Below are 20,941 nucleotides of genomic sequence, written 5' to 3' on the forward strand. Positions count from 1 at the left end.
GCCTCACCAAGTAACACCCCGGCACCACCACACGCCACACGACAACGCCGCTGCACCCACCCGAACACCGGGCAGGGAGCAGCGGCGTCGCGGCATATCCGGGACCGGTTGGGCCACCCGCGCAGTGCCCGGCGGTCAGCCGATCCTGGCGCCGGGCCGGCGGTCCCAGGGGCATCCTGGGCATCAGGGCTCACAGACCGGCGCCACCGAACGGGAGCCGCAGGTCACCCCCGTCGCGGGCTGCGGAACGGCTCGGACCGTCGGAGCCCGGCCTCGATCGCACCCGTCCCACCCGTGTACCCGGGTTTCGCCGGCACGGTTCCCATAGCCGAAACGACGGCTTATGATCACGCGAAATCGCGAGCCGCGGACTCCCCTTCGACCAAGGGGAGTTCGCTTGAGCTGCCCACAAGGTCCGTAGCTCGGGGGGAACATGCGCTACACAGTTCTTGGACCATTGGAAGTGTTCGACCGGGACACCGTGGTGCCCATCGAACGGCCGCGCCGGCGGGCGGTGTTGACGTTCCTGCTGCTGAACGCGAACCACCAGGTCTGCATCGAGCAGCTGGTGGACGCACTCTGGGGCGAGCGCCCGCCGCGCAGCGCCCGCGGCCAGGTGCACACCGCCGTCTCGGCCCTGCGCAAGCTGCTTCCGGGGGCCGTCGCACCGGCCGGAACGGGGGCGATCACCTCGCTGGCGGGCGGATACCGCCTGTCGGTCGGCCGGCACGACCTCGACACCGTGGACTTCTGCCGGGAGGTCGCACAGGCGCGGCGGCTCACCGGGCTGGGCGAGCACGCGCAGGCCGTCCGGCATCTGCGGAACGGGCTCGGCCTGTGGCGCGGCGGCGCGCTCACCGGGATCGACGCGCCGTTCGCGGAGCCGGTCCGGGCGCACCTGGAGGAGGAACGTTTCGCCGCCTACGAGCTGCTGGCGGACATCGAACTCGGCGCGGGACGCCACCAGGAGCTCGTCCCCGAACTGACGGCACTGGTGGACCGCTACCCCGAGCGCGAGCGCCTCGTGGAGCGGCTGGTCCTCGCCCTGTACCGCAGCGGGCGGCAGACCGACGCACTGGCCGTGGCCCGCCGGCTGCGGGCACTGCTCGCGGACGAGTTCGGGCTGGACCCGGGGCCCGCCCTGGTGGAGCTGGAGAACGCCGTCCTGCGCGGTGACCCGGATCTGCAGAGCCCGCGCCGGCACGCCCGTACCAGTCTCCCCCGGCTCCGCCGGCTCTGCTGCCACCCGGCGCGCGTCCTTCCGCACCACCGGCGCACGGGTCGCTGACCGGTCCGACGGCCTGACGGTCCCGGCGGAGCCTGCGGAGTGGCGGCCCGCCGGGACCGTCAGGAGCGCCGGGGCGCGGCGGGCCCCTGGAACAGGTAGGCGATGTCGTCCCACCGGACGACCAGGGCGCCCGCCGCCGCACCCGCGGCGAGGGCGGCGGCCGCCAGCGCGGGGGCCACGGCGCCCCCGGGGGCCAGGCCCGCGGCGAGCGCGCCGGCGGCGAGCAGGGCGTTGCGCAGGACGAAGCCCCCGGCGCCGCCCCGCGCCGCCGGCTTCGCCCGGCCGAAGCACCGGCAGTCCGCCGCCCGCCCGGCCCGCAGGGTCGCGGCGGTGAACCCGGCCAGCAGCACGAGCGCGGCCGCCGCGCCGGCCTGTCGCACGGTCGCGAGCAGTGCCACGGTCGCCAGTTCGGCGACGATCACACCGACGGCGGTCGACCGCCGCAGGCCGGCCGGCAGCCAGCGGAAGCCGGCCAGGTCGGCGGCGAACGCGGCCAGGGCCGCGCGGCTGCGCGCCTTGCCGACCAGGGCGGTGCCGAACACCACCACCAGCAGGGCGCGGGCGGCCAGTTGCAGCATGGTCATGCGGTCCTCCTCGAACCGTGGGTCGTCCGGTGCCCCGAGCGGTTCAGGGACTGCGCGGGTCGCCCGTCGCGGGACATCCGGCGGACGGCGACGCCCAGGGCGGTCCGGCTCGGGACGGTGCCGAAGGTCCGCGAGTCCAGGCTGCGCGGGCCGTCCCCGAGGACGGCGAGGTGTCCGGACGGCACCGCGGGGCAGCCGCCCGCGGCCGGGTCGCCCGCCACGCCGCTGACCCGCTTCACCAGCCAGGGCGAGTCCCCCGGGTCGCGCGGCCCGCCCGGGACGGGGATGACCACCACGTCGCCGCGGCGGAACACCGTGGTGCGGCGCACCAGCACCCGGTCGCCGTCCCGCAGGGTGGGCTCCATGCTGCCGCCCTCCACCACGACCAGCTCGAAGGAGCGGCGGAGCAGCAGCGCCGTCGCCGCGAGGCCGGCCAGCGCACCGGCGGCCGCCGCGGTCAGCGGAAGGGCGTTCACCGCACTCCTCCGGGCTGTTCCACCCCGACGCGCGGCGGCTCGCCGTGCGGCACCGCGCTGTGCGGCGGCTCCCCGGGCGGCGGCCCGCCGTGCCCGGCCGCCGCCCGGTAGCCCTCGGCCTGCGCGGCGAACATCTCCGCGTACCGGCCGTCGAGGGCCACCAGCTCGTCATGGCCTCCGCGTTCCACGACCCGCCCTTCGAAGAGCACCACGATCAGGTCGGCCTCCCGCAGGGCGGCGAGCCGGTGCGAGATCAGCAGACTGGTGCGCCCGGCCCGGTGGCGGCGCAGCGCCTGGTGGACCTCCCGCTCGGCGAGCGCGTCGAGTCCGGAGCTGGGCTCGTCCAGGATGAGCAGCTCGCCGTCCTCGCGCATGAGCGACCGGGCGAGGGCGACGCGCTGCCACTGGCCGCCGGAGAGCAGCACGCCGTCCTGCTCGTCCTCGTCGGTGAACGTCCGGCTGAGCATGGTCCGGTAGCCGCGCGGCAGCCGCTCCAGGCTCCGGTCGATGCCGGCCCGGGCGGCGGCGGCCCGGATCCGGTCGAGGTCCTCCCGGTGCTCGACGGCGCCCAGGCCGATGTTCTCGGCGGCGGTCAGGTCGTAGGTCATGAAGTCCTGGAACGTGGCGCCGATCCTGCGCCGCAGTTCGTCGACCGGCATCGTGCGGATGTCGACGCCGTCCCACAGGATCCGCCCGCGGTCGGGGTCGTAGAACCGGCAGAGCAGCTTGACCAGCGTGCTCTTGCCCGCGCCGTTCACGCCGACCAGGCCGACGGCGCTGCCGTGCGGGAGGTGCAGCTGGACACCGCGCAGCGCCCAGGGGGCGTCCGGGGTGTAGCGGAACCACACGTCCTCGAAGGTGATGCCGTCCCGCAGCGGCGGCGGTACGACCGTGCCGTCCGCCAGGTCCGCGGGCGAGCCGAGCAGCGCGAGGTAGTGCCCGAAGAGCCGCAACGCCTCCTCCGCGCGCCCGAGTTGCATCACGATGGCCGACAGCGCGCCCTGGACGGCCGCCACCGCGGCGGTGAACAGCGTCATGTCGCCGAGGGTGATCCGGCCGGCGAGCACCTGCCGTGCCACGACGACGGCCGCGGTGCCGGCGGCCGCGGCGGTGAGCAGGGCGAGCCCCGACTGGACGAGGACGCCGCGGCGCAGGGCCGCCAGGCCGGCGCCGGTCGTCTCGCGGAGCCCCTCGACCGCACGGCGGCGAAAGAGCGGCCCGGTGCCGAACAGCCGGATCTCCTTGGCGGCCCGCGGGTCGATGAGCAGCGTCCGGTAGAAGTAGTACCGCCGGGTGGCGGGGACGATCGCGGCGGCGGTGTCGGCCATGCCCCGGGAGGTGCGCAGGTGGCCGGCCACGGAGACGGCGACGCAGAGCACGAGGAGCGCGCCCATCGGCGGCCAGAACACCAGCACCGTGCCGAGGAACCCGGCGATCGTCGCGGTGCTGCGGACCGAGTCGAGCAGGAAGTCGAGGACGTCGTGCGGTGCGCCCTGGGCCGCGGTCTCGGCGAGCCGGATGCGGTCCTGGGTCGCCGGGTCCTCGAACGGGCGCAGCCCCCGGTAGGCGTTGACCCGTTCGTAGAGCCGGTCCTGCACCTCGAGGTTCACGGCCCGGCCGACCATGGCGCCGATCAGCGCCGTGACGTGGTTGAGCACGGCGGTCGCCCCGGCAAGGACGGCTCCCCCCGCCGCGAGCCACGCCACCCGGGTGCCGTCGGCCGCGCCGGGGCCGCCCGCGCCGGCGAGCGCGTCGACGAGCAGCTTGGTGGTGTAGGCCAGCACGGCGGGCAGGGCGCCGGTGAGCAGGGCGAGCAGCAGCTGGAGCAGGATCCCCTGCGGCGAGGCCCGCCAGCCCAGCCGCAGTGCGGCGGCCGCGGTCCGCACCCGCCCGGCGACCGTCGTGATCACACCGTTTCCCGGACCTGGGCCGGGCGGTCGGCCCCCGTGCGGTGCGCCGTCGCGGGCACGACGTCGGCCAGGTCGTGGCCGGCCGCGGTGATCACGCCGTCCTTGAGCCGGAGCAGTGTCGGGAAGGCGCCGACCTGGCCGAAGGCCGCGGTGGCCGAGGACTTCTCGGCGACGACGGCCACCCGGCCGACGGCGTCCAGGGCGGCGGTCATCCTGCGGGTCTCCGGGTTCTCCGGGTCGCCGACGACGAAGAACAGCGGGTCGGCGGCCCCGGTGGCGGCGCCGCCGGCCAGGGACTCGATCAGCGTGCCGCAGGGCGTGCAGCCGACCATGACGAAGCCGGCGAAGGCGTCCCCGGCGGCCACGTCGGCCGCGGTCAGCTCCTCGCCGTAGGTCGTGACGGCGCTGAACTCGGCGACGGCGGTGCCGACCGCCGGCAGGGCGTCGGGGGCGCCCGTGCCACCCTCCTCCAGCGTCCGCAGCCTGCGGATCACGGCGAAGGTGAGGACGAGGTTGGCCGCGATGGCAAGGCCGAGCGCGACGGTGGAGACGATGAGGGCGGTGAGCATGTCGGTTCCTCTCTGGGCCGTTCGAATCTGGGCCGTTCGAAGGGCGGCGGAGGGCGGGGGCCGCCGAGCCGGGGCCCCCGCCCTTGCGGTCGTCAGCAGCCGTACGCGACCTTCTTGTTGTACTGGAGGCCGCCGGTGCCCTTGCAGGTGCCGGTGCAGTTGTAGTAGCCGTTGCACATCGGCTGCCACCACCAGCCGCCCGAACAGAAGCCGCCCTGCGAGTTACAGGCGACGACACCGCAGTAGTCCGGCGGCACGCAGGCGCCGGCCTTCTTCTGCTTCAGCAGGGCGCCCAGCATCCGGTCGCCGAACGACGTGAGGGTCCTGGTCATGTGACCTCCTTGTGGGGTTCGACCCGTCCGATCGAGTCGCTCCACCATGCTGTCCGGGGGCCCTCCCCATCGGCTCCTCATCGGCTCTGCGGGGCCCTCACCGGCACGGGCCCGCCCGCCCGGGACGGCCCGCAGACGGCTCCCGGACATGCGAACGGCCCGCCCGCCACCGCTCCGGGGGATCCCCGGGGGCGGTGGCGGGCGGGCCGTCACACGGTGGGCGGTGGCGTCACCGCGTCATGCCGTGCTGGCGCTCGATGCCGTGCTTCTCGGCGCTGCGACGCTCGGCGCTGCAACGCTCGGCGCTGCGACACTCGGCGCCGTGGCGCTCGACGCTGCGGTCAGACCAGGTCGAAGCGGTCGAGCTCCATCACCTTGACCCACGCGGCGACGAAGTCCCGGACGAACTTCTCCTTGGCGTCGTCGCTCGCGTAGACCTCGGCGACGGCGCGCAGCTCGGAGTTGGAGCCGAACACCAGGTCGGCGCGGCTGCCGGTCCACTTGACCTCGCCGGTGGCCGCGTCACGGCCCTCGAAGGTGTTCGCGTCCGCGGAGGTCGCCTTCCAGACCGTGCCCAGGTCGAGCAGGTTGACGAAGAAGTCGTTGGTCAGCGTGCCGGGCGCCGTGGTGAGGACGCCGAGCGACGACCCCTGGTGGTTGGCGCCGAGCACCCGCAGGCCGCCGACGAGGACGGTCAGCTCCGGGGCGCTCAGGTTCAGCAGGTTGGCCCGGTCGACCAGCAGGTACTCGGCCGGCAGGCGGTTGCCCTTGCCGAGGTAGTTGCGGAACCCGTCGGCGGTCGGCTCCAGCGCGGAGAACGACTCCACGTCGGTCTGGTCCTGCGCCGCGTCCACCCGGCCCGGCCTGAACGGGACCTCGACCGCGAAGCCCGCCTCCTTGGCGGCCCGCTCGACGCCCACGCCGCCGGCGAGCACGATCAGGTCCGCGAGCGAGACCTGCCGGCCCCCGGACCGCGCCCCGTTGAACGCCTTCCGGACGCTCTCCAGGGTGCTCAGCACCGTCGCCAGCTGCTCCGGCTCGTTGACCTCCCAGCCGCTCTGCGGCTCGAGGCGCACCCGCGCGCCGTTGGCGCCGCCGCGCATGTCGCTGCCGCGGAAGGACGAGGCCGAGGCCCAGGCGGTGGAGGCCAGCTGGGCCACGGTCAGGCCCGAGGCGAGGATCTGCTCCTTGAGCGCGGCGATGTCGGCGGCGTCGACGAGCTCGTGGGTGACGGCCGGCAGCGGGTCCTGCCACAGCAGGGTCTCGGTCGGGACCTCCGGGCCGAGGTAGCGCACGACCGGGCCCATGTCGCGGTGGGTCAGCTTGAACCACGCCCGGGCGAAGGCGTCCGCGAACTCCGCGGGGTTCTCCAGGAAGCGCCGGGAGATCCGCTCGTAGACCGGGTCGAAGCGCAGCGAGAGGTCGGTGGTCAGCATCGTCGGGGCGTGGGTCTTCGCCGGGTCGTGCGCGTCCGGGACGGTGCCCGCGCCGGCGCCCTCCTTCGGCTTCCACTGGTGGGCGCCGGCCGGGCTCTTGGTCAGCTCCCACTCGAAGCCGAAGAGGGTCTCGAAGAAGGTGTTGTCCCAGGCCACCGGAGTGGCCGTCCAGGCGCCCTCGAGGCCGCTGGTGATGGCGTCGCCGCCCTTGCCGGTGCCGAAGGTGCTCTTCCAGCCCAGGCCCTGCTGCTCGATCGGGGCGGCCTCCGGGTCCGGGCCGACGCTGTCCGCCGGGCCGGCGCCGTGGGTCTTGCCGAAGGTGTGGCCGCCCGCGATCAGGGCGACCGTCTCCTCGTCGTTCATCGCCATCCGGCGGAACGTCTCACGGATGTCGCGGGCCGCCGCGATCGGGTCCGGGTTGCCGTTGGGGCCCTCCGGGTTGACGTAGATGAGGCCCATCTGGACGGCGCCGAGCGGGCTCTCCAGCTCGCGGTCGCCGGTGTAGCGCTGGTCGTCGAGCCAGGTGGTCTCCGGGCCCCAGTAGACGTCCTCCTCCGGCTCCCAGACGTCGGCGCGGCCGCCGCCGAAGCCGAAGGTCTCGAAGCCCATCGTCTCCAGGGCGACGTTGCCGGCCAGGATCATCAGGTCGGCCCAGGAGAGGTTGCGGCCGTACTTCTTCTTCACCGGCCACAGCAGGCGGCGGGCCTTGTCGAGGTTGGCGTTGTCCGGCCAGCTGTCGAGCGGGGCGAAGCGCTGCTGGCCTGCCCCGGCGCCGCCGCGGCCGTCGCTGATCCGGTAGGTGCCGGCGCTGTGCCAGGCCATCCGGATGATGAACGGGCCGTAGTGGCCGTAGTCGGCCGGCCACCAGTCCTGGGAGGTGGTCAGCACCTCCGCGAGGTCCCGCTTCACGGCCGCGAGGTCGAGGCTCCGGAAGCCCTCGGCGTAGTCGAACTCCTCGCCGAGCGGGTTGGCCACGGCGGGGTTCTTGGCAAGGATCTTCAGGTTGAGCCGGTCCGGCCACCACTGGCGGTTTCCGCCGCCCTGCGTCGGGTGCGACGCACGGTCGTGCGCGACGGGGCAGCCACCGCCGCCCTCCGGCTTCGCATCGGTGACGATCGCATCATGGTTCTCAGACATGGGAATCCCTCCGGGCCGGGCGGATCACTGTGTTCAGGAACTGCGGGCGGTGAAAGAGCCGGGGCCGGGGCCCCGGCGGGTCACGGCGTCGTCGGCCGCGTGGGCCTGGTGGGCCTCGTCGGCAGGGAAGCCGTGCTCCTCGGACGCATCCGGTGCGGCAGCCCCGCCGGTCGCTCACCCCGGTGCCGGCCTACCCGGTACCGGGGGCCGCACGGCGGTGGTGCAGTCACGCTGTCTTCTCCTGCCGTACTGGAGTCGTCCTGTCCCTAGGCTAACGCCGGAGCCGATCCTACGATGGACAAAATCCAAGTCAAGAACCACGCCAAGCCTGCCGCCGGTCACCAGCGGATGCGCGTTGATACGATCCGTTTTCCCGATGACCCCGGTCTTCCCGATGACCCCGGTGAGGTGAGCCGATATGAGTGACCTGCTGGAGCGGCTGCGCGGGCGCAACTGGCGGATGACCTCCCAGCGACGGGTCGTCGCGGAGGTCCTCGACGGCGAGCACGTCCACCTCACCGCCGACGAGGTGCACGCCCGGGCGGCGGAGCGGCTGCCCGAGATCTCGCGCGCGACCGTCTACAACACGCTGGGCGAGCTGGTCGCCCTCGGCGAGGTCACCGAGGTCTCCACCGACGGGCGGGCCAGACGCTTCGACCCCAACGCCCACCACCCCCACCACCACCTGGTGTGCACCGGTTGCGGCGCCATCCGCGACGTCCACCCCACCGGCGACCCGCTCGCCGACCTCCCCGCCTCGGAGCGCTTCGGCTTCACCGTCGCCGGCGTCGCGGTCACCTACCGGGGCCTCTGCCCGTCCTGCACGGCTTAGGGCCTCTCCGGTCGATCTTGGCAGTGCCCGCCGCCCTCGGGTCGAGTCGGCCCGCCGCGATGCGGGAGAATAAGCCCATGAACGACGACCAAACCCCACCCGCCTCGGCGATCGAACGCCGGCAGCGGCTCCTGGACATCATGATGAGGGACGGCGGCACCTGGGACTGGAAGCGGGCCCGCGAGACGTACCTGCCCCGCCCGGACCCGCGCACCGTACGCCGCGACCTCCAGCTGCTCTGCAAGGCCCGGCAGATCTTCCGCGCCGAGAACGGCGAGTACCAGGCAGCAGGCTGACGTCCGCGGACTCCGGCAGGACCCCGACGGGTGACCTGCCGGAGTCCTATTTCCCCACGTGCCGCGCCACCCGGTGGCGGAGGTAGACGACTCCCGAGCCGAAGACGCGGGTCTCGACGAGTTCGAGATCCACCCGGCGCTCGCGCCGGGGAAAGAACGGAACGCCGCCGCCGACCAGCACCGGGTAGACCATGGCCCGGTACTCGTCGATCAGATCCGACGCGGCCGCCTCGGCGGCGAGCGTCGCGCCGCCGATCGCGATGTCGCCCTCCCCCGGCTCGGCCCGCAACCGCCCGATCTCCTCCGCCAGGCCGCCGGAGGCCAGCCGGGCAGTACCCTGCACCGTCGACAGCGTGGTGGAGAACACCACCTTCGGGAGCGGGTTCCAGAGCGCGGCCCACTCCCGCATCGAGTCGTCGAGCGACGGGTCCTGGTCGGCGGTCTCCCAGTACAGCATCGTCTCGTACAGCCGCCGCCCCAACAGGTGGACGCCGACCTCCCGGATCTCGTCGATCCAGAAGCGGAAGACGTCCTCGTCGGGCGCCGTCCAGTCGAAGTCGCCGTTCGGCCCGACGATGTAGCCGTCCAGGGAAACGCCCATCGAGTAGGTCACGCTGCGCATCGGAACCCCTCCTCGGGAACAGGCTTCGACCCTACGACCGCCCGCCGCCCGCCGCCGCCCGGCGCAGGAGGCATCACGGCGCGCGGAGCCGTCCAGTCCCCGGACGCGTCGAACTGGACGCCTTCGCCCCCGGGGCCCGGACCAGCGCGTTCGGGCCGGGGCCGTCCAGGATCCCGCGAACGGCTGCTGGACACCCTCCTGGACAGGAACGGTCTGCCTCATCGGCCCCGACCTCCCACGAAGGCGACCACCATGACGCTCATCAAGGCCCTGCACGACACCGGCATCCGCGCCGTCGAGACCCTCGGCCCGACCGGCCTCGTCGCTCTCGCCCTCTTCCTGTTGCTGTACGTCGGCGTCGTCCTGCCGACGGTGTGGTCGCGGCACGCCTACCGCCGTACCGCGGCCCGCCGCACCCTGACCACCCTGCTGGACCACCTCGCCAGGCTGGGCCGGGTCGTCCGGGGCCTGCTGCCCTGGTGACCACAGGCAGCGCGGACGCTCAGCCCCGCTGCCCACGCTCCGTCGTCGGGCCGGAGCGCGTCTGCGCGTGCGCGTTCACGTCCGTGCGCATGTCCCACGGCTCGGCGACGGAGCCGTCGATCTCAAGGCCGTAGGCCATCAGGCGGTCGGCGTCCTCCGGGCGACCCTCGTCCTCCCAGAAGTGCGCCAACCCGTCCACGCCGCCGCCGGCGTCCGCCACGGACCGCAGCAACCGCTCGGTCTCGGCGGCGTCTCCCAGCCTCATCCGGGCCAGGCATCCCAACGCCTCATGGTTTCCGGCCTCGGCCGCCCGGCGGTACAGCCTCTCCGCCACACCGGCGTCGCAGTCCTCCCAGTACCTGGCCACGCGCACCAGCGTCTGCGGGCTTCGGTACTCGGCAAGCCGCCGCAGAACCTCGTCGACCCGCGCCTCGCCCTCGTCCTGGGCACAGGCCAGCAGTACCATGGTCGCCGCGGAGACGCCGTTGCCCCATGGCCCCTCCGCCTCGGCCGACGCATGGCGATCGGCAAAGTCGACCACCTCCCAGGCGAGCCTCTCAGCATCGGCCCGGTCGCCGGCTGCGTTCCTGTCTGCGGCCAGCAGTGCCAGCACGAACCCCTTGCCACGCTCCATGTACCGACGCGCCAGACGTTCGGCCTCCTCCTGGTTGCCGTGGTCCTCCTCCCAGTTGATCAACTCACCGGTGGCGTCGAGATCCCCGGCAGCAGCGCCGATCCTGAACAGGCGCATCGCCTCCTCGGGATCGCCGGCGGCCCGGCGCAGCCGTCCGAGGTCGTGGGGTGCTTCGGACGAGCCCGCCTCCACTGCCCTGGCGAGCAGATCCTCGGCCTCGGGGCCTCCTCCCAGCATCCCGGCCAGGGAGACCAGAGCATCGGCATGGCCCGTCTCTGCGGCCTCGCGGCAGAGCCGCTCGCCCTCTGCCCCGTCGCCGGCCAGGCCGCGTTCCAAGGCCAGCATGCACATCGCTTCGGAGTCCCCACTCCGTAGCGCCACCCGGGCCAGCCGCTCCGCCTCCGCCGAGAGGCCTCGGTCCTCCCTGGCTGTCACGAGGTCGGTCCAGGCCGCAGTGTGGCCCTGTTCCGCCGCCTGCCACAGGAGCAGGTCGGCGACTCGCTCGCGCCCTCGCCTGCTCGCGGACCGTGCGAGCTCGCACAGGTCCCTAGCCGTCCCCGCGTGGTGGCGCACCGCCTCCCAGAACGACGCCGGCGGGAAGCAGCTCCGACGCGCGGCGCGGCCGTAGTGGTCAAGGTAGTCGGCCAGCTGGCAGACCCCCGGCCGCGCGCCCATCCCGTGGTCGTTGGCGACCTCGCCGAGGGCCGCGACCACGCCCTTCACCTTCGTCCGCGCGTACGCCAGGGCGTCCGCGAACCAGTCCGCGGGCGCCTCGGCGCGCTGGTCCTTCGTCAGGTAGCCCGGGGCCGCCGCCTCCAGCAGGGCGAGCGGGATGGACGGGCCGTGGCCGAGCCGGCGCGCGTCCATGGCGGCCGTGACGACCGCCCAGGCGTAGCAGTCCGATCCGACGGCGCTCTCATAGTGGTCGACGAGGGCCGGACCGCCCGCCAGCACCTGGGTGACTCCCCCGGACCGGCTCGTTGCGGCGGCCACTGCGAGCGAGGCGTCGTCCCTGGCCATCAGGTCCGCGAGCGCCGCCCGTTCGAAGGCCCCGGGTACGTGGACCACCGACCCCGAGGCGAGCAGTCCCCGGGCCTGCGGGTGGCGGTCCAAACCCTCGGCGGGACGCTCGGCGAGCCTGCGGTGCAGGTCCGGCCAGAGCGTGGCGACGATCACCAACGGGCCGCGCCGCTCAAGGCCGCGCCGCAGCGCCGCGGCGGCGGCCTCGCCCTTCGGTCCGTCGATCACGTTCTGCGCCTCGTTCAGCCACAGCACCGTCCGCGGCCCTGCGGCATCGGCGGCCAGCAGCGCGAGCAGACTCTCGGCGGTCTTCGGGAACACCAGCTGCCAGTCCCCCAGCGAAGCCCGGACCGCTTCGAACGCCGTGCGCGTCTTGCCCGTGCAGGATCCCCCCTGGATGACGACAAGCGCGCTCCGCCCGTCGTCGGCCACCGCGTCCAACTGCGCGCGCAGCCGCCGGTCGTGGCCCCGCTCGACGTACTCGGGGAGCACGAAGCCCGCACCGGACTCGAAGGCGCGGCCGGGGACGGCCGGATGGACACCGAGCTGCTGTGCCGTCCACCGGGCGACCGGGCGCGGCCTGTCGGGCAGGTCGGAATCGCGGGTGGGTGACTCCGTACCGGCGAGCGCGGTCAGGGCCTGGGCGCGCTGCACCCCTGCGCCAACGGACTGCGCACGGCTTCGGGCGACGGCCTCGTACCGGAAACGCCACTCATCGGGGTCCAGCAGGTGGCAGTCGGTCGGCGACAGCTCGATCCGGGCCTGTGCAGCGGCCGTCCGCAGCACGGCGACCAACCGCACGAAGGCTTCCGGCCGTTGCGGGACCCGGGTCCCCTTCAGCCACTCGCCGACCGTCGTCGGTGACACCCCGACAGCGCGCGCGACGACCCGCAACGAGTGCGTTCCGGCCAGCCCGGTCCGATGAACCTCCCCGAGTCGGCGGAGGTCCGCCAGGAACTCCGCCTCGCCCCCGCCACTGCGTCCGACCGCCATGCCGTCCCCACTGCCCGCCTGTCCACCGTGTCCAGGGCGTCCGCCCTGGACACGGACAGAATCCTAGGTCGCGGCCGACGGCGCTCAGGCACCGGCGGTCATGGGCGACGGTCGCGATCCTCGCGCCGAAGTCGTGTACGAAGACCTGCGGAGACCGGCCGCCCCGGTGCCGGGGCGACGGTTCAGTGCGTGGCGCGGGTGCGCAGCAGGGTGTCCAGGGAGTCCACGATCCAGTCCCAGGACTGCTGCGGGTCGACGGCCGTGTGAGCAAAGCCTCCGGCCAGCTCCAGGCCGATGTAGCCGTGGACCATGCCGCCCAGCATCCGGACGGCGTGCGTCTGGTCCGGTTCGGCGAGGTCGTAGCCGCGCAGGATCGCCCGCGTCATCTGCGCCTGCCGGACGCCGGCGCTCGCGGCCGCCGTCTCGGGGTCGAGCCTGAACTGCGCGGCGGCGTAGCGGCCGGGGTGCTGCCGGGCGTAGTCGCGGTAGGTGGCGGCGAAGGCGGCCAGCGCGTCCTTGCCGGCGCGGCCGGCCAGCGCCTCGGCGGCGCGGTCGGCGAGTTCCTCCAGTGCGAGCAGGGCGATCCGGGTCTTGAGGTCCTGGGAGTTCCTGACGTGCGAGTAGAGGCTCGCGACCTTGACGTCGAAGCGGCGGGCCAGCTCGGAGACGGTCACCTGCTGGAACCCGACCTCGTCGGCCAGCTCCGCCCCGGCGCGGGTCAGCCGTTCCGCGGTGAGTCCTACGCGAACCATGGTTTTCCTCCTGCTCGGCATCACCCATTATGCGTTTGCCTAAAGGTCTTAGGCAAATTAGTCTGCGGTGTCATGGAGCAGCTGACCGAACACGACATCCGCACCGCCTTCCTGAACTGCACCAAGGGCGAGGCGAAGCGCCTGAACATCCCCCGCGACCTGGCCGAACAGCCCTGGGACGACCTGGACTTCCTCGGCTGGCGGGACCCGCAGGCCCCGGATCGGGCCTACCTCGTCGTCGAGCTCGACGGCCGCCCGCAGGGCCTGGTGCTGCGCAGCCCGGGCGCCGCCGCCTGGCAGGCCCGGCGCAGCATCTGCTCGCTGTGCGTGACCAGCCACACCGGCGGGGTCTCCCTCATGGTCGCGCCCAAGGCCGGGCCCGCCGGGCGGCAGGGCAACACCGTGGGCGCCTACATGTGCAGCGACCTGGCCTGCTCGCTCTACGTGCGGGGCCGGAAGGACGCGGGCGCCGGGGGGCGGCTGCACGAGTCCCTCACCCTGGAGGAGAAGATCCAGCGCACCAGGTCGAACCTCGCAGCGTTCATCGCCAAGGTCATCGACTGAGGCGCCCTGGCCGGGTCGGCTGCACGGCGCCGGGGAGGCCGTCAGGACGCCCCCGGAATCCCGAAGTTATCGATTGTGAAACATGGGTGACGGAGTGTCGGCTGCCGGCCCTACCGTGGCGCCTGCCCTAACCCGTAACCCTGTAGGGGGCAGAATGTCCCGGAGCCGCAAGCTCCACCGTCTCAGCAGCCCCGACACTGCCGAGCGTCGCGCGCAGCGCCTGCTGTTCCGTCACCTCCGTGATGACACCACCGCGAACCGCGGCCGGATGGCCAAACGGGTTCGCGAGCTCCAGCTGCTGATGGAGCTGGACCCCGTCGAGTTCGAGCAGCTGATCGCCCGGCTGATGGAGGCCATGGGCATGAAGGTCGAGCTCACGGCCCGGTCGCGGGACGGTGGAGTGGACGTACGCGGCATCGACACGGACCCGTTCCGCGGCGGGAACGTGATCGTGCAGGTGAAGCGGTACCGGGACACGGTGACGCCCTCGGCCGTGCGGGACCTGTACGGGACGCTTCAGCACGACCAGGCCGCGACCAAGGCCGTACTCGTCACGACCAGCAGGTTCGGCCCGAGCTCGCACCAGTTCGTCACCGGGAAGCCGATCACCCTGATCAACGGTGCCGAGCTGGTCGGCCTGCTCAAGCACCACGGACTGAACGAGGTGTTCGCGGCCGCCCGGTACGGCGCCGCCGGACTCGGCGACGAGGGCGACCTGCCCGGGATCGAGGTGGCCGCCGAGCCCGCCCGGCTCCTCCTGCACTGGACCGGCGAGGAGGAGTACGACATCGCCGCCCTGGTGTGCCAGGGGAACAAGGCGCTGTCGGACGAGCACCTGGTGTTCTACAACAACGGCTCGACGCCGGACGGTTCGGTGCGCCTGGTCACCGGCTACGGCGACGCCAACGCCTGCCTGATGGTCGACTTCGACGCGCTTCCCGCCGATGCGGACCGGCTGGTGGTGATCGCCGCCGCCGATGTCGAGAACCACCCGGCGGCGACCATGGCCGGGTTCGGCGGACCGGCCCTGATCCTCGAAGCCGGCGCCGACCAGGACCCGGCCATCGTGCACCTGGCCGACGGCGCCGCGACCAACACCGCGATGCGCCTGGGCAGGTTCGACCGCGACGCCGCCGGGGACTGGGACTTCACCCCCGCCCTCGCCGGGTACCCGGGCGGGCTGCACCAGGCCGTCGTCGCCTACGGTCTGGAGGTCGACGAGGCGTAGGCCCTCTCCGGCCCGGTCCGGCCTCCGGCCCGGCCGCCGGACCGGCCGCGGTCGGTCAGACGGCCGGGTGCCAGCCGAGCGCGGGGGCGAGGCGGGTGGCGATGTCGGTGAGGATCTGCACGTAGTCCTCCTCGCCGAAGGTGAACGGCAGCGCGAAGACCACCTCGTCGACCTCCCGGAACGCGGCGTGGGCGTAGAGCCGTTCGGCGATCTCGGCGGACGTCCCGACCAGGTCCGGCGCGAACATCATCCGCGCCGGGCCCTGCGGGGCGGCGGTGCGCGGCAGCCGGCTGCGGGCGTACTCCCGGTACCTCGCCCGCTGCTCCGCCGAGGCGCTGTCGGTGGGGATGACCACCAGCCCCTGGGAGACCCGGGCCCGCCCGCCCTCGGGGTGGTGGTCGCGGAAGGCGGTGATCTGCGACCGCTGGATCTCGGCGAAGTCCTCCGACTCCTCCGCCCGCACCACGTTGCTGGTGAGCAGGCTCAGGCCCTGCTCACCAGCCCACCGGGCCGAGCGCAGGCTCCCGCCGCCGTACCAGATGCGGTCCGCCAGGCCGGGTGCGACGGGCTGGACCCGGTCCGAGTAGACCTCGATGCCCTCGACGCCGCTGAAGTCGGTGGCCGGCTCGCCCCGGACGAAGTCCAGCAGCCGGCGCACCCGCTGGTAGCCGAACTCCTCGGCCTCGGCGGTGTCGGGGTACAGCGCGGAGGCGATCCGGTCGTAGTGCCCCGGCCGCCCGACGCTGATACCGGGGTTGAGCCGGCCACCGGAGAGGAGGTCGGTGGTCGCCAGGTCCTCGGCCAGCCGCAGCGGGTTCTCCCAGCCCAACGGGATGACCGCGGTGCCCAGTTGGATGCGGCGGGTGCGCTGCGAGGCCGCCGCCAGCACGGCGACGGGCGAGGAGATCCCGTACTGCAGGTGCCGGTGGCGCACCCAGCCGCTGTCGAACCCCAGTTGCTCGCCCAGCTCGATGAGCCGCAGTGTCGACTCGTGCCCCCGGGCGGGGTCGGCCGGGTCGAAGAGTCCGATGGTCAGGAAGCCCAGCTTGCGAAGGGGCTGCGAGGGCGACGGCACCGGTCCTCCGTTCTCCGCGACCGACTCGCCACCGGGTGGCGCGGATCGACTGTCACCACCCGGATACCGATCACCGGGCGTCCGGCCCACACTCACACGCGGCCGGGTGGCGATCAAGTGGCACATCGGAACCGCAATCCGGGGCAACACCCCCGTGACACCCCCGAAGCAGACCGGCCGCCGCCGCCCCCTCGTGCACCGCCAAACCCGGCGTGGCGCGGGCCCTCCTCGGCAGCCGCGGCAAGCGGACCCTCTTCGAGGTGCTCCCCGCCCGGGCGGTGGGCATCCGCAGCTTCTCCGCGTTCACCGACGAGGAGGAGTTCATCCTGCCGCCCGGCACCCGGCTCGAGGTCACGGACGTCAGGGCCGAGCGCAACGGACTGTGCACCGTGCAGCTGACGGAACTGGAGGAGCAGCCGCTGGTGTCCTGAGCCGTACCGCGGACCGGGCGTCTTCTAGGAATCGGCCGCCGCGGTGGGCGCGCCGGGGCTTGCGATGCGGCGGCCGGTGATCTCGTCCGGCTGGATGCGCACCCAGAGCGGGTGGCTGCCGCCGGCCCAGGACGTCGTACCCGGCAGCTGTCGCAGGTGCTCGACGGTGTCCGGATCCCCGACGTGCCGCGCCCGGCCCAGGAGGAGGACGCTCCAGCCCTGGCTCAGGTGGTCGTCGATCCGGTCGACCTGGAAGGACACCGGGGATCCGTCGTCCGGCGTGGCGGCGCCCTGCGCGGCGGTGCGGAAGACGATCGTCCCGTCGTCCACGGTGTAGTTGACCGGGAAGACGGCCGGGCCCGGGTCGACGGGCAGGGCGATCCGGCCGACGCCGTGGGTGCCGATCCGGTCCCAGCACTCGGCCTCGGTGAGGTGGAACAGCTGCGGGTGCGGCGCGGCGTCCGGCTGCCCGGGCGGGGCGTCGGCGCGCCCTTCGAGCAGCTCCTGGTAGCCGAGCCGCAGCGCGGCGGCGATCCGCACGAACCCGCCCGGGTCGAAGACCGGACCGGCCTCCAGCAGGTGCCGGAGGTAGCTCGGGGACATCGCCGCCCGGTTCGCCAGCACCTCTTCGGTCAGGCCGAGTTGGGAGCGCCGGTCGGCGATCCTGCGCGCGACGTCGGCGGGGTCGGCGCGGCGGGCCGCTTCGAGGCCATGGTCCCCGTTCACCTGCACTCCTTGCTCGCGGGCTCCGCCCGGTCATCGCCGTAGGCGTCGATCCCGGGCGGGGCACCCCGTCCTCAGCGGTCGGCCCGGTGCCGCCCGCCCGCCGATCATTCCATGACGCAGAGTCAACGAGCGAACACGCTCCAACACCGGCGCCGGGTGGCGGGGCGTCAACCCCTCTCCTGCGCCCGGTCCTGGGCCTCCAGGACCGCGTCGCCGTGGCGGAAGCCCCACTCCCCCAGGGCCTCCAGGGTGGGCAGCAGGGTGCGGCCGAGCGGTGTGAGGGCGTACTCGACCCGGGGCGGGGCCTGCGGATAGCTGCGGCGCTCCACCAGCCCGTTGAACTCCAGACGGCGCAGCGTCTCGGTGAGGACCTTGGCGCTGATGCCGCCGATCCGCACCCGCAGGGCGCCGGGGCGCGCGGGCGCCTCGCGCAGCGCCCAGAGCACCACCGAGCTCCAGGTGTTGGCCAGCAGGTCGAAGGCGACCCGGGCCCGGCAGTCCGCCAGGAAGGCCTCGCCCGCCCCGCCGCCCGTCACGCCTTGCGCCGCACCGTCCGTCGCACCGTTCGCCGCCATCGGCGGTCCCCCCCCTCATCCTCGCCCGTCCGCCACGCACCAATCGGTAACCATCGCCGTTCCTAGAGTCATCCCGAAGCGGCCCCGACCGGGGTCGGCTCGGACTCGGCGTAGGAGGTCTCCCATGCGGATCGGCATCATCGGAGCGGGCAACATGGCACAGGCGCTCGGCGGGCAGTGGGTCCGGGCCGGGCACGAGGTGGCGTTCGGCGCCCGGGACGCGTCCCGGGCCGCCGCCGCGGCCCGGCAGCTGGGCGCGGGCGCGCGGGCCGTGGAACACCCGGCCGCGGCCGCCGGGTTCGGCGAGGCGGTGCTGCTCGCCGTCCCGGCCGACCGGGTGGAGCGGGTGGTCGTGGCGGCGGCCCCGCCGGCCGGGCGGGTGCTGATCGACTGCACCAACCCGATCGCGTCCGGCACCCTCACCCTCACCACGGCCGGCGGCCCGTCGATGGCCGAGCGGATCGCCGCCGCCGCACCCGGCACGCACGTGGTGAAGGCCTTCAACGTCTGCCACGAGAGCGTCTGGCGGCGCACGCCGCCGGTCTTCGACGGCCGCCCGCTCGCCGTCCCCCTCTGCGGCGACGACCCGGAGGCGCTCGCCCTGGTCGGCCGGCTGGCCACCGATCTCGGCGCCGAGCCGGTGCCGGCCGGCGGTCTGGTCCGCGCGGGGCTGCTGGAGGCGGCGACCGCCCTCGCCATCGGCCTCTGGTTCGCCGGCCGGGACGCCCAGGCCGTCCTCCCGCCGCTGGCGTACGCGGGCGGGCAGGCCTGAGCGTCCCGGCCGGCGAAACGACCGCCGCCGGGAACGCGACGAAGCTCCGGTGGTGCGAGGTGACCCTCCCAGGCCACCCCGCACCACCGGAGCTTCGTCGTGCCGTGGGCGGCCGACCGGCGGAGGTACCGCGTCAGCGCCCGCTCAGTCGAGGCAGAACTCGTTGCCCTCGATGTCCTGCATCAGGAGGCACGACTCGTTGACGCCGTCGGCGACCAGCAGCTTCCCCCGGACCGCGCCGAGCGGGAGCAGTCGTGCGCACTCGGCCTCGATTGCGGCCAGGCGCTCCTCTCCGACGAGTCCGGTGCCGACCCGCACGTCCAGGTGCACCCGGTTCTTGACGACCTTGCCTTCGGGAACGCGCTGGAAGAACAGCCGCGGGCCGACACCCGAGGGATCGGCGCACGCCGCGAACGCCGGCCCCTCGTACCCGGGCCGCGGTTCGCGGTCGAAGTCGTCCCAGGTGGCAAACCCCTCCGGGGGCGGCGGCGTGACGTACCCCAGCACCTCGGACCAGAAGCGGGCGACGCGCAGCGGTACCGCGCAGTCGAAGGTGATTTGGACCTGCTTGATCGACTTCATCGGCCCATCGTAGAGGCCGGGCCGCCCGCCGTCCCGGCGGACGACGGGGTCTGAAGACAGGCCCTACCAGCACGCCACCGCCGTTGCCCGGGTGAGGTTTTCGGCCAGTACACGACCTGGTTCGGCCGGTAACGACTCCGGGCCAGGACCGCTTTCAGCCTGCTTGCAATGAGTTCAGGGTGCGGCGGCGGCCCTCTCCGGCCGGCCGGCGACGGGTCCGGGCCGTTGACCGCCGGCCGACCTGACGTCGGATCGGACGGGGCGCGGGCCGGCGGGCAGGCGACCGTGCCCCACGGTTCGGCGCCTCGACCGGCGGTGGCCGGTTCCCGTCGATCCCCCGTCGGACAGCTCCGGGTGGTCGAAAAAACGCCCTGTACGGTCCCGTCGTTTTCTGTTTAATCTTGCGGTGATCGAGTGGTCGCCTCCACTTCCCCAACCCTGCCGGCCCAGGGTCCAGACCTGCCCCGCACCCCGGCATGACCTTAACTGTTGCCGCCCCAGCGCTGGTTCACGCGCACACTGGCCGCCCTACGACCCGAGTGGCGCCACCCGGCTACGAACACATTCCAACAGGTTCACACAGGGGGATGTCGCATGCCCACCACCATCCAACCGGCCCCACGGACAGCGGCCTCGTCGCTCGTGACCGTCGTCGTGCCGTGCTTCAACGAGGAGTCGGTCCTGCCCGCGACCCACGCGCGGCTCGTCCGCGCCCTGCGGGCCGGCCGCGGGGTGACGTACGAGGTCCTCTACGTCGACGACGGCAGCACCGACGACACGTGGTCCCTCATCAGGGAGTTCGCGGCCGGGTCGGAGCACGTCCGGGCCGCCAGGCTGAGCCGCAACTTCGGCCACCAGGCCGCCTGCCTCGCCGGGCTCCGGGACGCGACCGGCGACGCCGTCGTGATCATCGACGCCGACCTCCAGGATCCGCCCGAGCTCATCCCGGACCTGGTCGCCCGCTGGCGGGACGGCTGGTCGGTGGTCTCGGCCCGCCGGATCGAGCGCAAGGGGGAGGGCGTCCTCAAGCGGGCCACCGCCTTCGCCTACTACCGGCTGCTGAACGGCATGTCCGATCACCCGGTGGCCCTGGACACGGGCGACTTCCGCCTGTTGGACCGGTCGGTGGTCGACCTGCTCGACGGCCTAGGCGGCCAGGAGCTCTTCCTCCGCGGCACGATCAGCTGGGCCGGCCTCCCCGAGACGTCGGTGCCGTACCGCCGCGACCCGCGCGCCGCCGGCACGTCGAAGTACACGCTCCGCAAGATGCTCGAACTCTCCCGCCGCGGAATCATCTCCGGGTCGGCTCTGCCGATCCGGGCGACGGCCGCCGGCGGCCTGCTCTCGGCGGCCGTCGCCACGGTGGTCGCACTGGCCCGGCGCGATCTCCGGACCGCCCGCTGGGCCTACTCCCTCGGAGTCCAGACCCTCGCGATCGGGGTGCTCGGGGAGTACGTCAACGCCACCCTGCGCCACGCACAGGGCCGACCGCCCTTCGTCGTCGGGGAGCGGATCCAACGATCCCGCCCGGCCTCCGCTCTGCAGGCGTCGATCGCCTCGGGGGTGGCCCGATGACCGCCGCACCGGAGAAGTTGACGAGTCGTCAGAACAAGGCTGTGGAAGC

Annotated in this window: 22 protein-coding genes; 9 read left to right on the forward strand and 13 right to left on the reverse strand. The window is 73.6% G+C overall.

Annotation, left to right across the window (positions count from 1 at the left end; all coding sequences use genetic code 11):
• The first annotated feature begins 463 nt into the window (after positions 1-463).
• A complete protein-coding gene (locus tag ACIGZJ_RS12360) occupies positions 464-1,288 on the forward strand; it encodes a BTAD domain-containing putative transcriptional regulator (protein ID WP_396457124.1) in 825 nt (274 codons plus the stop codon).
• 59 nt (positions 1,289-1,347) lie between these two features.
• Here the strand turns inward: ACIGZJ_RS12360 and ACIGZJ_RS12365 are convergent, their stop codons facing one another.
• The 6 genes from ACIGZJ_RS12365 to katG all read right to left on the reverse strand — a co-directional run bounded on the left by ACIGZJ_RS12365 (position 1,348) and on the right by katG (position 7,732).
• Positions 1,348-1,872, reverse strand: a complete 525-nt coding sequence (locus ACIGZJ_RS12365) for a MauE/DoxX family redox-associated membrane protein (RefSeq protein WP_396457125.1) — start codon at positions 1,870-1,872, stop codon at positions 1,348-1,350.
• Positions 1,869-2,348 carry a S26 family signal peptidase gene (locus ACIGZJ_RS12370; RefSeq protein WP_396457126.1) on the reverse strand — a complete coding sequence of 160 codons (480 nt, stop codon included), beginning with the start codon at positions 2,346-2,348 and terminating at the stop codon, positions 1,869-1,871. Before ACIGZJ_RS12370 ends, ACIGZJ_RS12365 begins: the two co-directional genes overlap by 4 nt.
• Positions 2,345-4,258 (reverse strand): ABC transporter ATP-binding protein, encoded by a 1,914-nt coding sequence (locus ACIGZJ_RS12375; protein WP_396457127.1) that lies wholly within the window; start codon positions 4,256-4,258, stop codon positions 2,345-2,347. The genes ACIGZJ_RS12370 and ACIGZJ_RS12375 overlap by 4 nt, the downstream gene beginning before the upstream one ends.
• Positions 4,255-4,827, reverse strand: a complete 573-nt coding sequence (locus ACIGZJ_RS12380) for a hypothetical protein (protein ID WP_396457128.1) — start codon at positions 4,825-4,827, stop codon at positions 4,255-4,257. Before ACIGZJ_RS12380 ends, ACIGZJ_RS12375 begins: the two co-directional genes overlap by 4 nt.
• A 92-nt stretch (positions 4,828-4,919) precedes the next feature.
• Positions 4,920-5,159, reverse strand: a complete 240-nt coding sequence (locus tag ACIGZJ_RS12385) for a hypothetical protein (RefSeq protein WP_392939906.1) — start codon at positions 5,157-5,159, stop codon at positions 4,920-4,922.
• A 341-nt stretch (positions 5,160-5,500) separates the two neighbouring features.
• The gene (katG, locus tag ACIGZJ_RS12390) at positions 5,501-7,732 is read right to left on the reverse strand and encodes a catalase/peroxidase HPI (protein ID WP_396457129.1); all 2,232 of its coding nucleotides are present in this window, start codon (positions 7,730-7,732) and stop codon (positions 5,501-5,503) included.
• 418 nt (positions 7,733-8,150) lie between these two features.
• Between katG and ACIGZJ_RS12395 the strand changes: the two genes are divergently transcribed.
• Both ACIGZJ_RS12395 and ACIGZJ_RS12400 read left to right on the forward strand, forming a co-directional pair.
• Positions 8,151-8,564, forward strand: coding sequence for a Fur family transcriptional regulator (locus ACIGZJ_RS12395; RefSeq protein ID WP_392939910.1), 414 nt, complete (start codon positions 8,151-8,153; stop codon positions 8,562-8,564).
• 77 nt (positions 8,565-8,641) lie between these two features.
• Positions 8,642-8,860 carry a hypothetical protein gene (locus ACIGZJ_RS12400; protein WP_396457130.1) on the forward strand — a complete coding sequence of 73 codons (219 nt, stop codon included), beginning with the start codon at positions 8,642-8,644 and terminating at the stop codon, positions 8,858-8,860.
• A gap of 46 nt (positions 8,861-8,906) precedes the next feature.
• On the opposite strand, the gene ACIGZJ_RS12405 is transcribed toward ACIGZJ_RS12400, so the two are convergent.
• Positions 8,907-9,482 carry a dihydrofolate reductase family protein gene (locus tag ACIGZJ_RS12405; RefSeq protein WP_396457131.1) on the reverse strand — a complete coding sequence of 192 codons (576 nt, stop codon included), beginning with the start codon at positions 9,480-9,482 and terminating at the stop codon, positions 8,907-8,909.
• Between the two features lie 252 nt (positions 9,483-9,734).
• Here ACIGZJ_RS12405 and ACIGZJ_RS12410 point away from each other — a divergent pair, with 252 nt between their 5' ends.
• A complete protein-coding gene (locus tag ACIGZJ_RS12410; RefSeq protein ID WP_396457132.1) occupies positions 9,735-9,965 on the forward strand; it encodes a hypothetical protein in 231 nt (76 codons plus the stop codon).
• A gap of 19 nt (positions 9,966-9,984) precedes the next feature.
• Here ACIGZJ_RS12410 and ACIGZJ_RS12415 read toward each other — a convergent pair whose 3' ends face one another.
• Together ACIGZJ_RS12415 and ACIGZJ_RS12420 are read right to left on the reverse strand one after the other, a co-directional pair.
• Positions 9,985-12,420 carry a hypothetical protein gene (locus ACIGZJ_RS12415; protein ID WP_396457133.1) on the reverse strand — a complete coding sequence of 812 codons (2,436 nt, stop codon included), beginning with the start codon at positions 12,418-12,420 and terminating at the stop codon, positions 9,985-9,987.
• 374 nt (positions 12,421-12,794) lie between these two features.
• Complete coding sequence (locus ACIGZJ_RS12420) at positions 12,795-13,364, reverse strand: TetR/AcrR family transcriptional regulator (protein WP_396457134.1); 570 nt, start codon at positions 13,362-13,364, stop codon at positions 12,795-12,797.
• A gap of 72 nt (positions 13,365-13,436) precedes the next feature.
• Here ACIGZJ_RS12420 and ACIGZJ_RS12425 point away from each other — a divergent pair, with 72 nt between their 5' ends.
• Entirely contained in the window at positions 13,437-13,928 is a 492-nt protein-coding gene (locus ACIGZJ_RS12425) for an FBP domain-containing protein (RefSeq protein WP_396457135.1), read from the forward strand.
• A 268-nt stretch (positions 13,929-14,196) separates the two neighbouring features.
• Positions 14,197-15,156: a restriction endonuclease gene (locus tag ACIGZJ_RS12430; protein WP_396457136.1), complete on the forward strand. Its 960-nt coding sequence runs from the start codon at positions 14,197-14,199 to the stop codon at positions 15,154-15,156.
• A gap of 55 nt (positions 15,157-15,211) precedes the next feature.
• On the opposite strand, the gene ACIGZJ_RS12435 is transcribed toward ACIGZJ_RS12430, so the two are convergent.
• On the reverse strand, positions 15,212-16,231 hold the full coding sequence (locus tag ACIGZJ_RS12435) for an LLM class flavin-dependent oxidoreductase (RefSeq protein WP_396457137.1): 1,020 nt from the start codon (positions 16,229-16,231) through the stop codon (positions 15,212-15,214).
• A gap of 212 nt (positions 16,232-16,443) precedes the next feature.
• Between ACIGZJ_RS12435 and ACIGZJ_RS12440 the strand changes: the two genes are divergently transcribed.
• A complete protein-coding gene (locus tag ACIGZJ_RS12440; RefSeq protein ID WP_396457138.1) occupies positions 16,444-16,662 on the forward strand; it encodes an ADP-ribosyltransferase domain-containing protein in 219 nt (72 codons plus the stop codon).
• A gap of 24 nt (positions 16,663-16,686) precedes the next feature.
• On the opposite strand, the gene ACIGZJ_RS12445 is transcribed toward ACIGZJ_RS12440, so the two are convergent.
• Together ACIGZJ_RS12445 and ACIGZJ_RS12450 are read right to left on the reverse strand one after the other, a co-directional pair.
• Complete coding sequence (locus ACIGZJ_RS12445) at positions 16,687-17,388, reverse strand: helix-turn-helix domain-containing protein (RefSeq protein ID WP_396457139.1); 702 nt, start codon at positions 17,386-17,388, stop codon at positions 16,687-16,689.
• Between the two features lie 167 nt (positions 17,389-17,555).
• Positions 17,556-17,963 (reverse strand): winged helix-turn-helix transcriptional regulator, encoded by a 408-nt coding sequence (locus tag ACIGZJ_RS12450; RefSeq protein WP_396457140.1) that lies wholly within the window; start codon positions 17,961-17,963, stop codon positions 17,556-17,558.
• Positions 17,964-18,087: 124 nt separating this feature from the next.
• On the opposite strand from ACIGZJ_RS12450, the gene ACIGZJ_RS12455 reads away from it, so the two are divergent.
• A complete protein-coding gene (locus ACIGZJ_RS12455) occupies positions 18,088-18,735 on the forward strand; it encodes an NADPH-dependent F420 reductase (RefSeq protein WP_396457141.1) in 648 nt (215 codons plus the stop codon).
• Positions 18,736-18,879: 144 nt separating this feature from the next.
• Here ACIGZJ_RS12455 and ACIGZJ_RS12460 read toward each other — a convergent pair whose 3' ends face one another.
• On the reverse strand, positions 18,880-19,317 hold the full coding sequence (locus ACIGZJ_RS12460) for a VOC family protein (RefSeq protein WP_396457142.1): 438 nt from the start codon (positions 19,315-19,317) through the stop codon (positions 18,880-18,882).
• Between the two features lie 594 nt (positions 19,318-19,911).
• Here ACIGZJ_RS12460 and ACIGZJ_RS12465 point away from each other — a divergent pair.
• Positions 19,912-20,892, forward strand: a complete 981-nt coding sequence (locus ACIGZJ_RS12465; RefSeq protein WP_396457143.1) for a glycosyltransferase family 2 protein — start codon at positions 19,912-19,914, stop codon at positions 20,890-20,892.
• Positions 20,893-20,941 lie beyond the last annotated feature (49 nt).

The sequence above is a fragment of the Kitasatospora sp. NPDC052868 genome (assembly GCF_044547105.1).
Lineage (GTDB): Bacteria > Actinomycetota > Actinomycetes > Streptomycetales > Streptomycetaceae > Kitasatospora.

What these genes read in the sequence shown, in the direction of transcription:
- ACIGZJ_RS12430 (WP_396457136.1), top strand. Translation starts at nt 14,197, where the DNA reads ATGGCCAAACGGGTTCGCGAGCTCCAGCTGCTGATGGAGCTGGACCCC.
- ACIGZJ_RS12465 (WP_396457143.1), top strand. Translation starts at nt 19,912, where the DNA reads ATGCCCACCACCATCCAACCGGCCCCACGGACAGCGGCCTCGTCGCTC.
- ACIGZJ_RS12460 (WP_396457142.1), bottom strand. Translation starts at nt 19,317, where the DNA reads ATGAAGTCGATCAAGCAGGTCCAAATCACCTTCGACTGCGCGGTACCG.
- ACIGZJ_RS12380 (WP_396457128.1), bottom strand. Translation starts at nt 4,827, where the DNA reads ATGCTCACCGCCCTCATCGTCTCCACCGTCGCGCTCGGCCTTGCCATC.
- katG (WP_396457129.1), bottom strand. Translation starts at nt 7,732, where the DNA reads ATGTCTGAGAACCATGATGCGATCGTCACCGATGCGAAGCCGGAGGGC.
- ACIGZJ_RS12400 (WP_396457130.1), top strand. Translation starts at nt 8,642, where the DNA reads ATGAACGACGACCAAACCCCACCCGCCTCGGCGATCGAACGCCGGCAG.
- ACIGZJ_RS12365 (WP_396457125.1), bottom strand. Translation starts at nt 1,872, where the DNA reads ATGACCATGCTGCAACTGGCCGCCCGCGCCCTGCTGGTGGTGGTGTTC.
- ACIGZJ_RS12395 (WP_392939910.1), top strand. Translation starts at nt 8,151, where the DNA reads ATGAGTGACCTGCTGGAGCGGCTGCGCGGGCGCAACTGGCGGATGACC.
- ACIGZJ_RS12425 (WP_396457135.1), top strand. Translation starts at nt 13,437, where the DNA reads ATGGAGCAGCTGACCGAACACGACATCCGCACCGCCTTCCTGAACTGC.
- ACIGZJ_RS12455 (WP_396457141.1), top strand. Translation starts at nt 18,088, where the DNA reads ATGCGGATCGGCATCATCGGAGCGGGCAACATGGCACAGGCGCTCGGC.
- ACIGZJ_RS12385 (WP_392939906.1), bottom strand. Translation starts at nt 5,159, where the DNA reads ATGACCAGGACCCTCACGTCGTTCGGCGACCGGATGCTGGGCGCCCTG.
- ACIGZJ_RS12420 (WP_396457134.1), bottom strand. Translation starts at nt 13,364, where the DNA reads ATGGTTCGCGTAGGACTCACCGCGGAACGGCTGACCCGCGCCGGGGCG.
- ACIGZJ_RS12405 (WP_396457131.1), bottom strand. Translation starts at nt 9,482, where the DNA reads ATGCGCAGCGTGACCTACTCGATGGGCGTTTCCCTGGACGGCTACATC.
- ACIGZJ_RS12450 (WP_396457140.1), bottom strand. Translation starts at nt 17,963, where the DNA reads ATGGCGGCGAACGGTGCGACGGACGGTGCGGCGCAAGGCGTGACGGGC.
- ACIGZJ_RS12410 (WP_396457132.1), top strand. Translation starts at nt 9,735, where the DNA reads ATGACGCTCATCAAGGCCCTGCACGACACCGGCATCCGCGCCGTCGAG.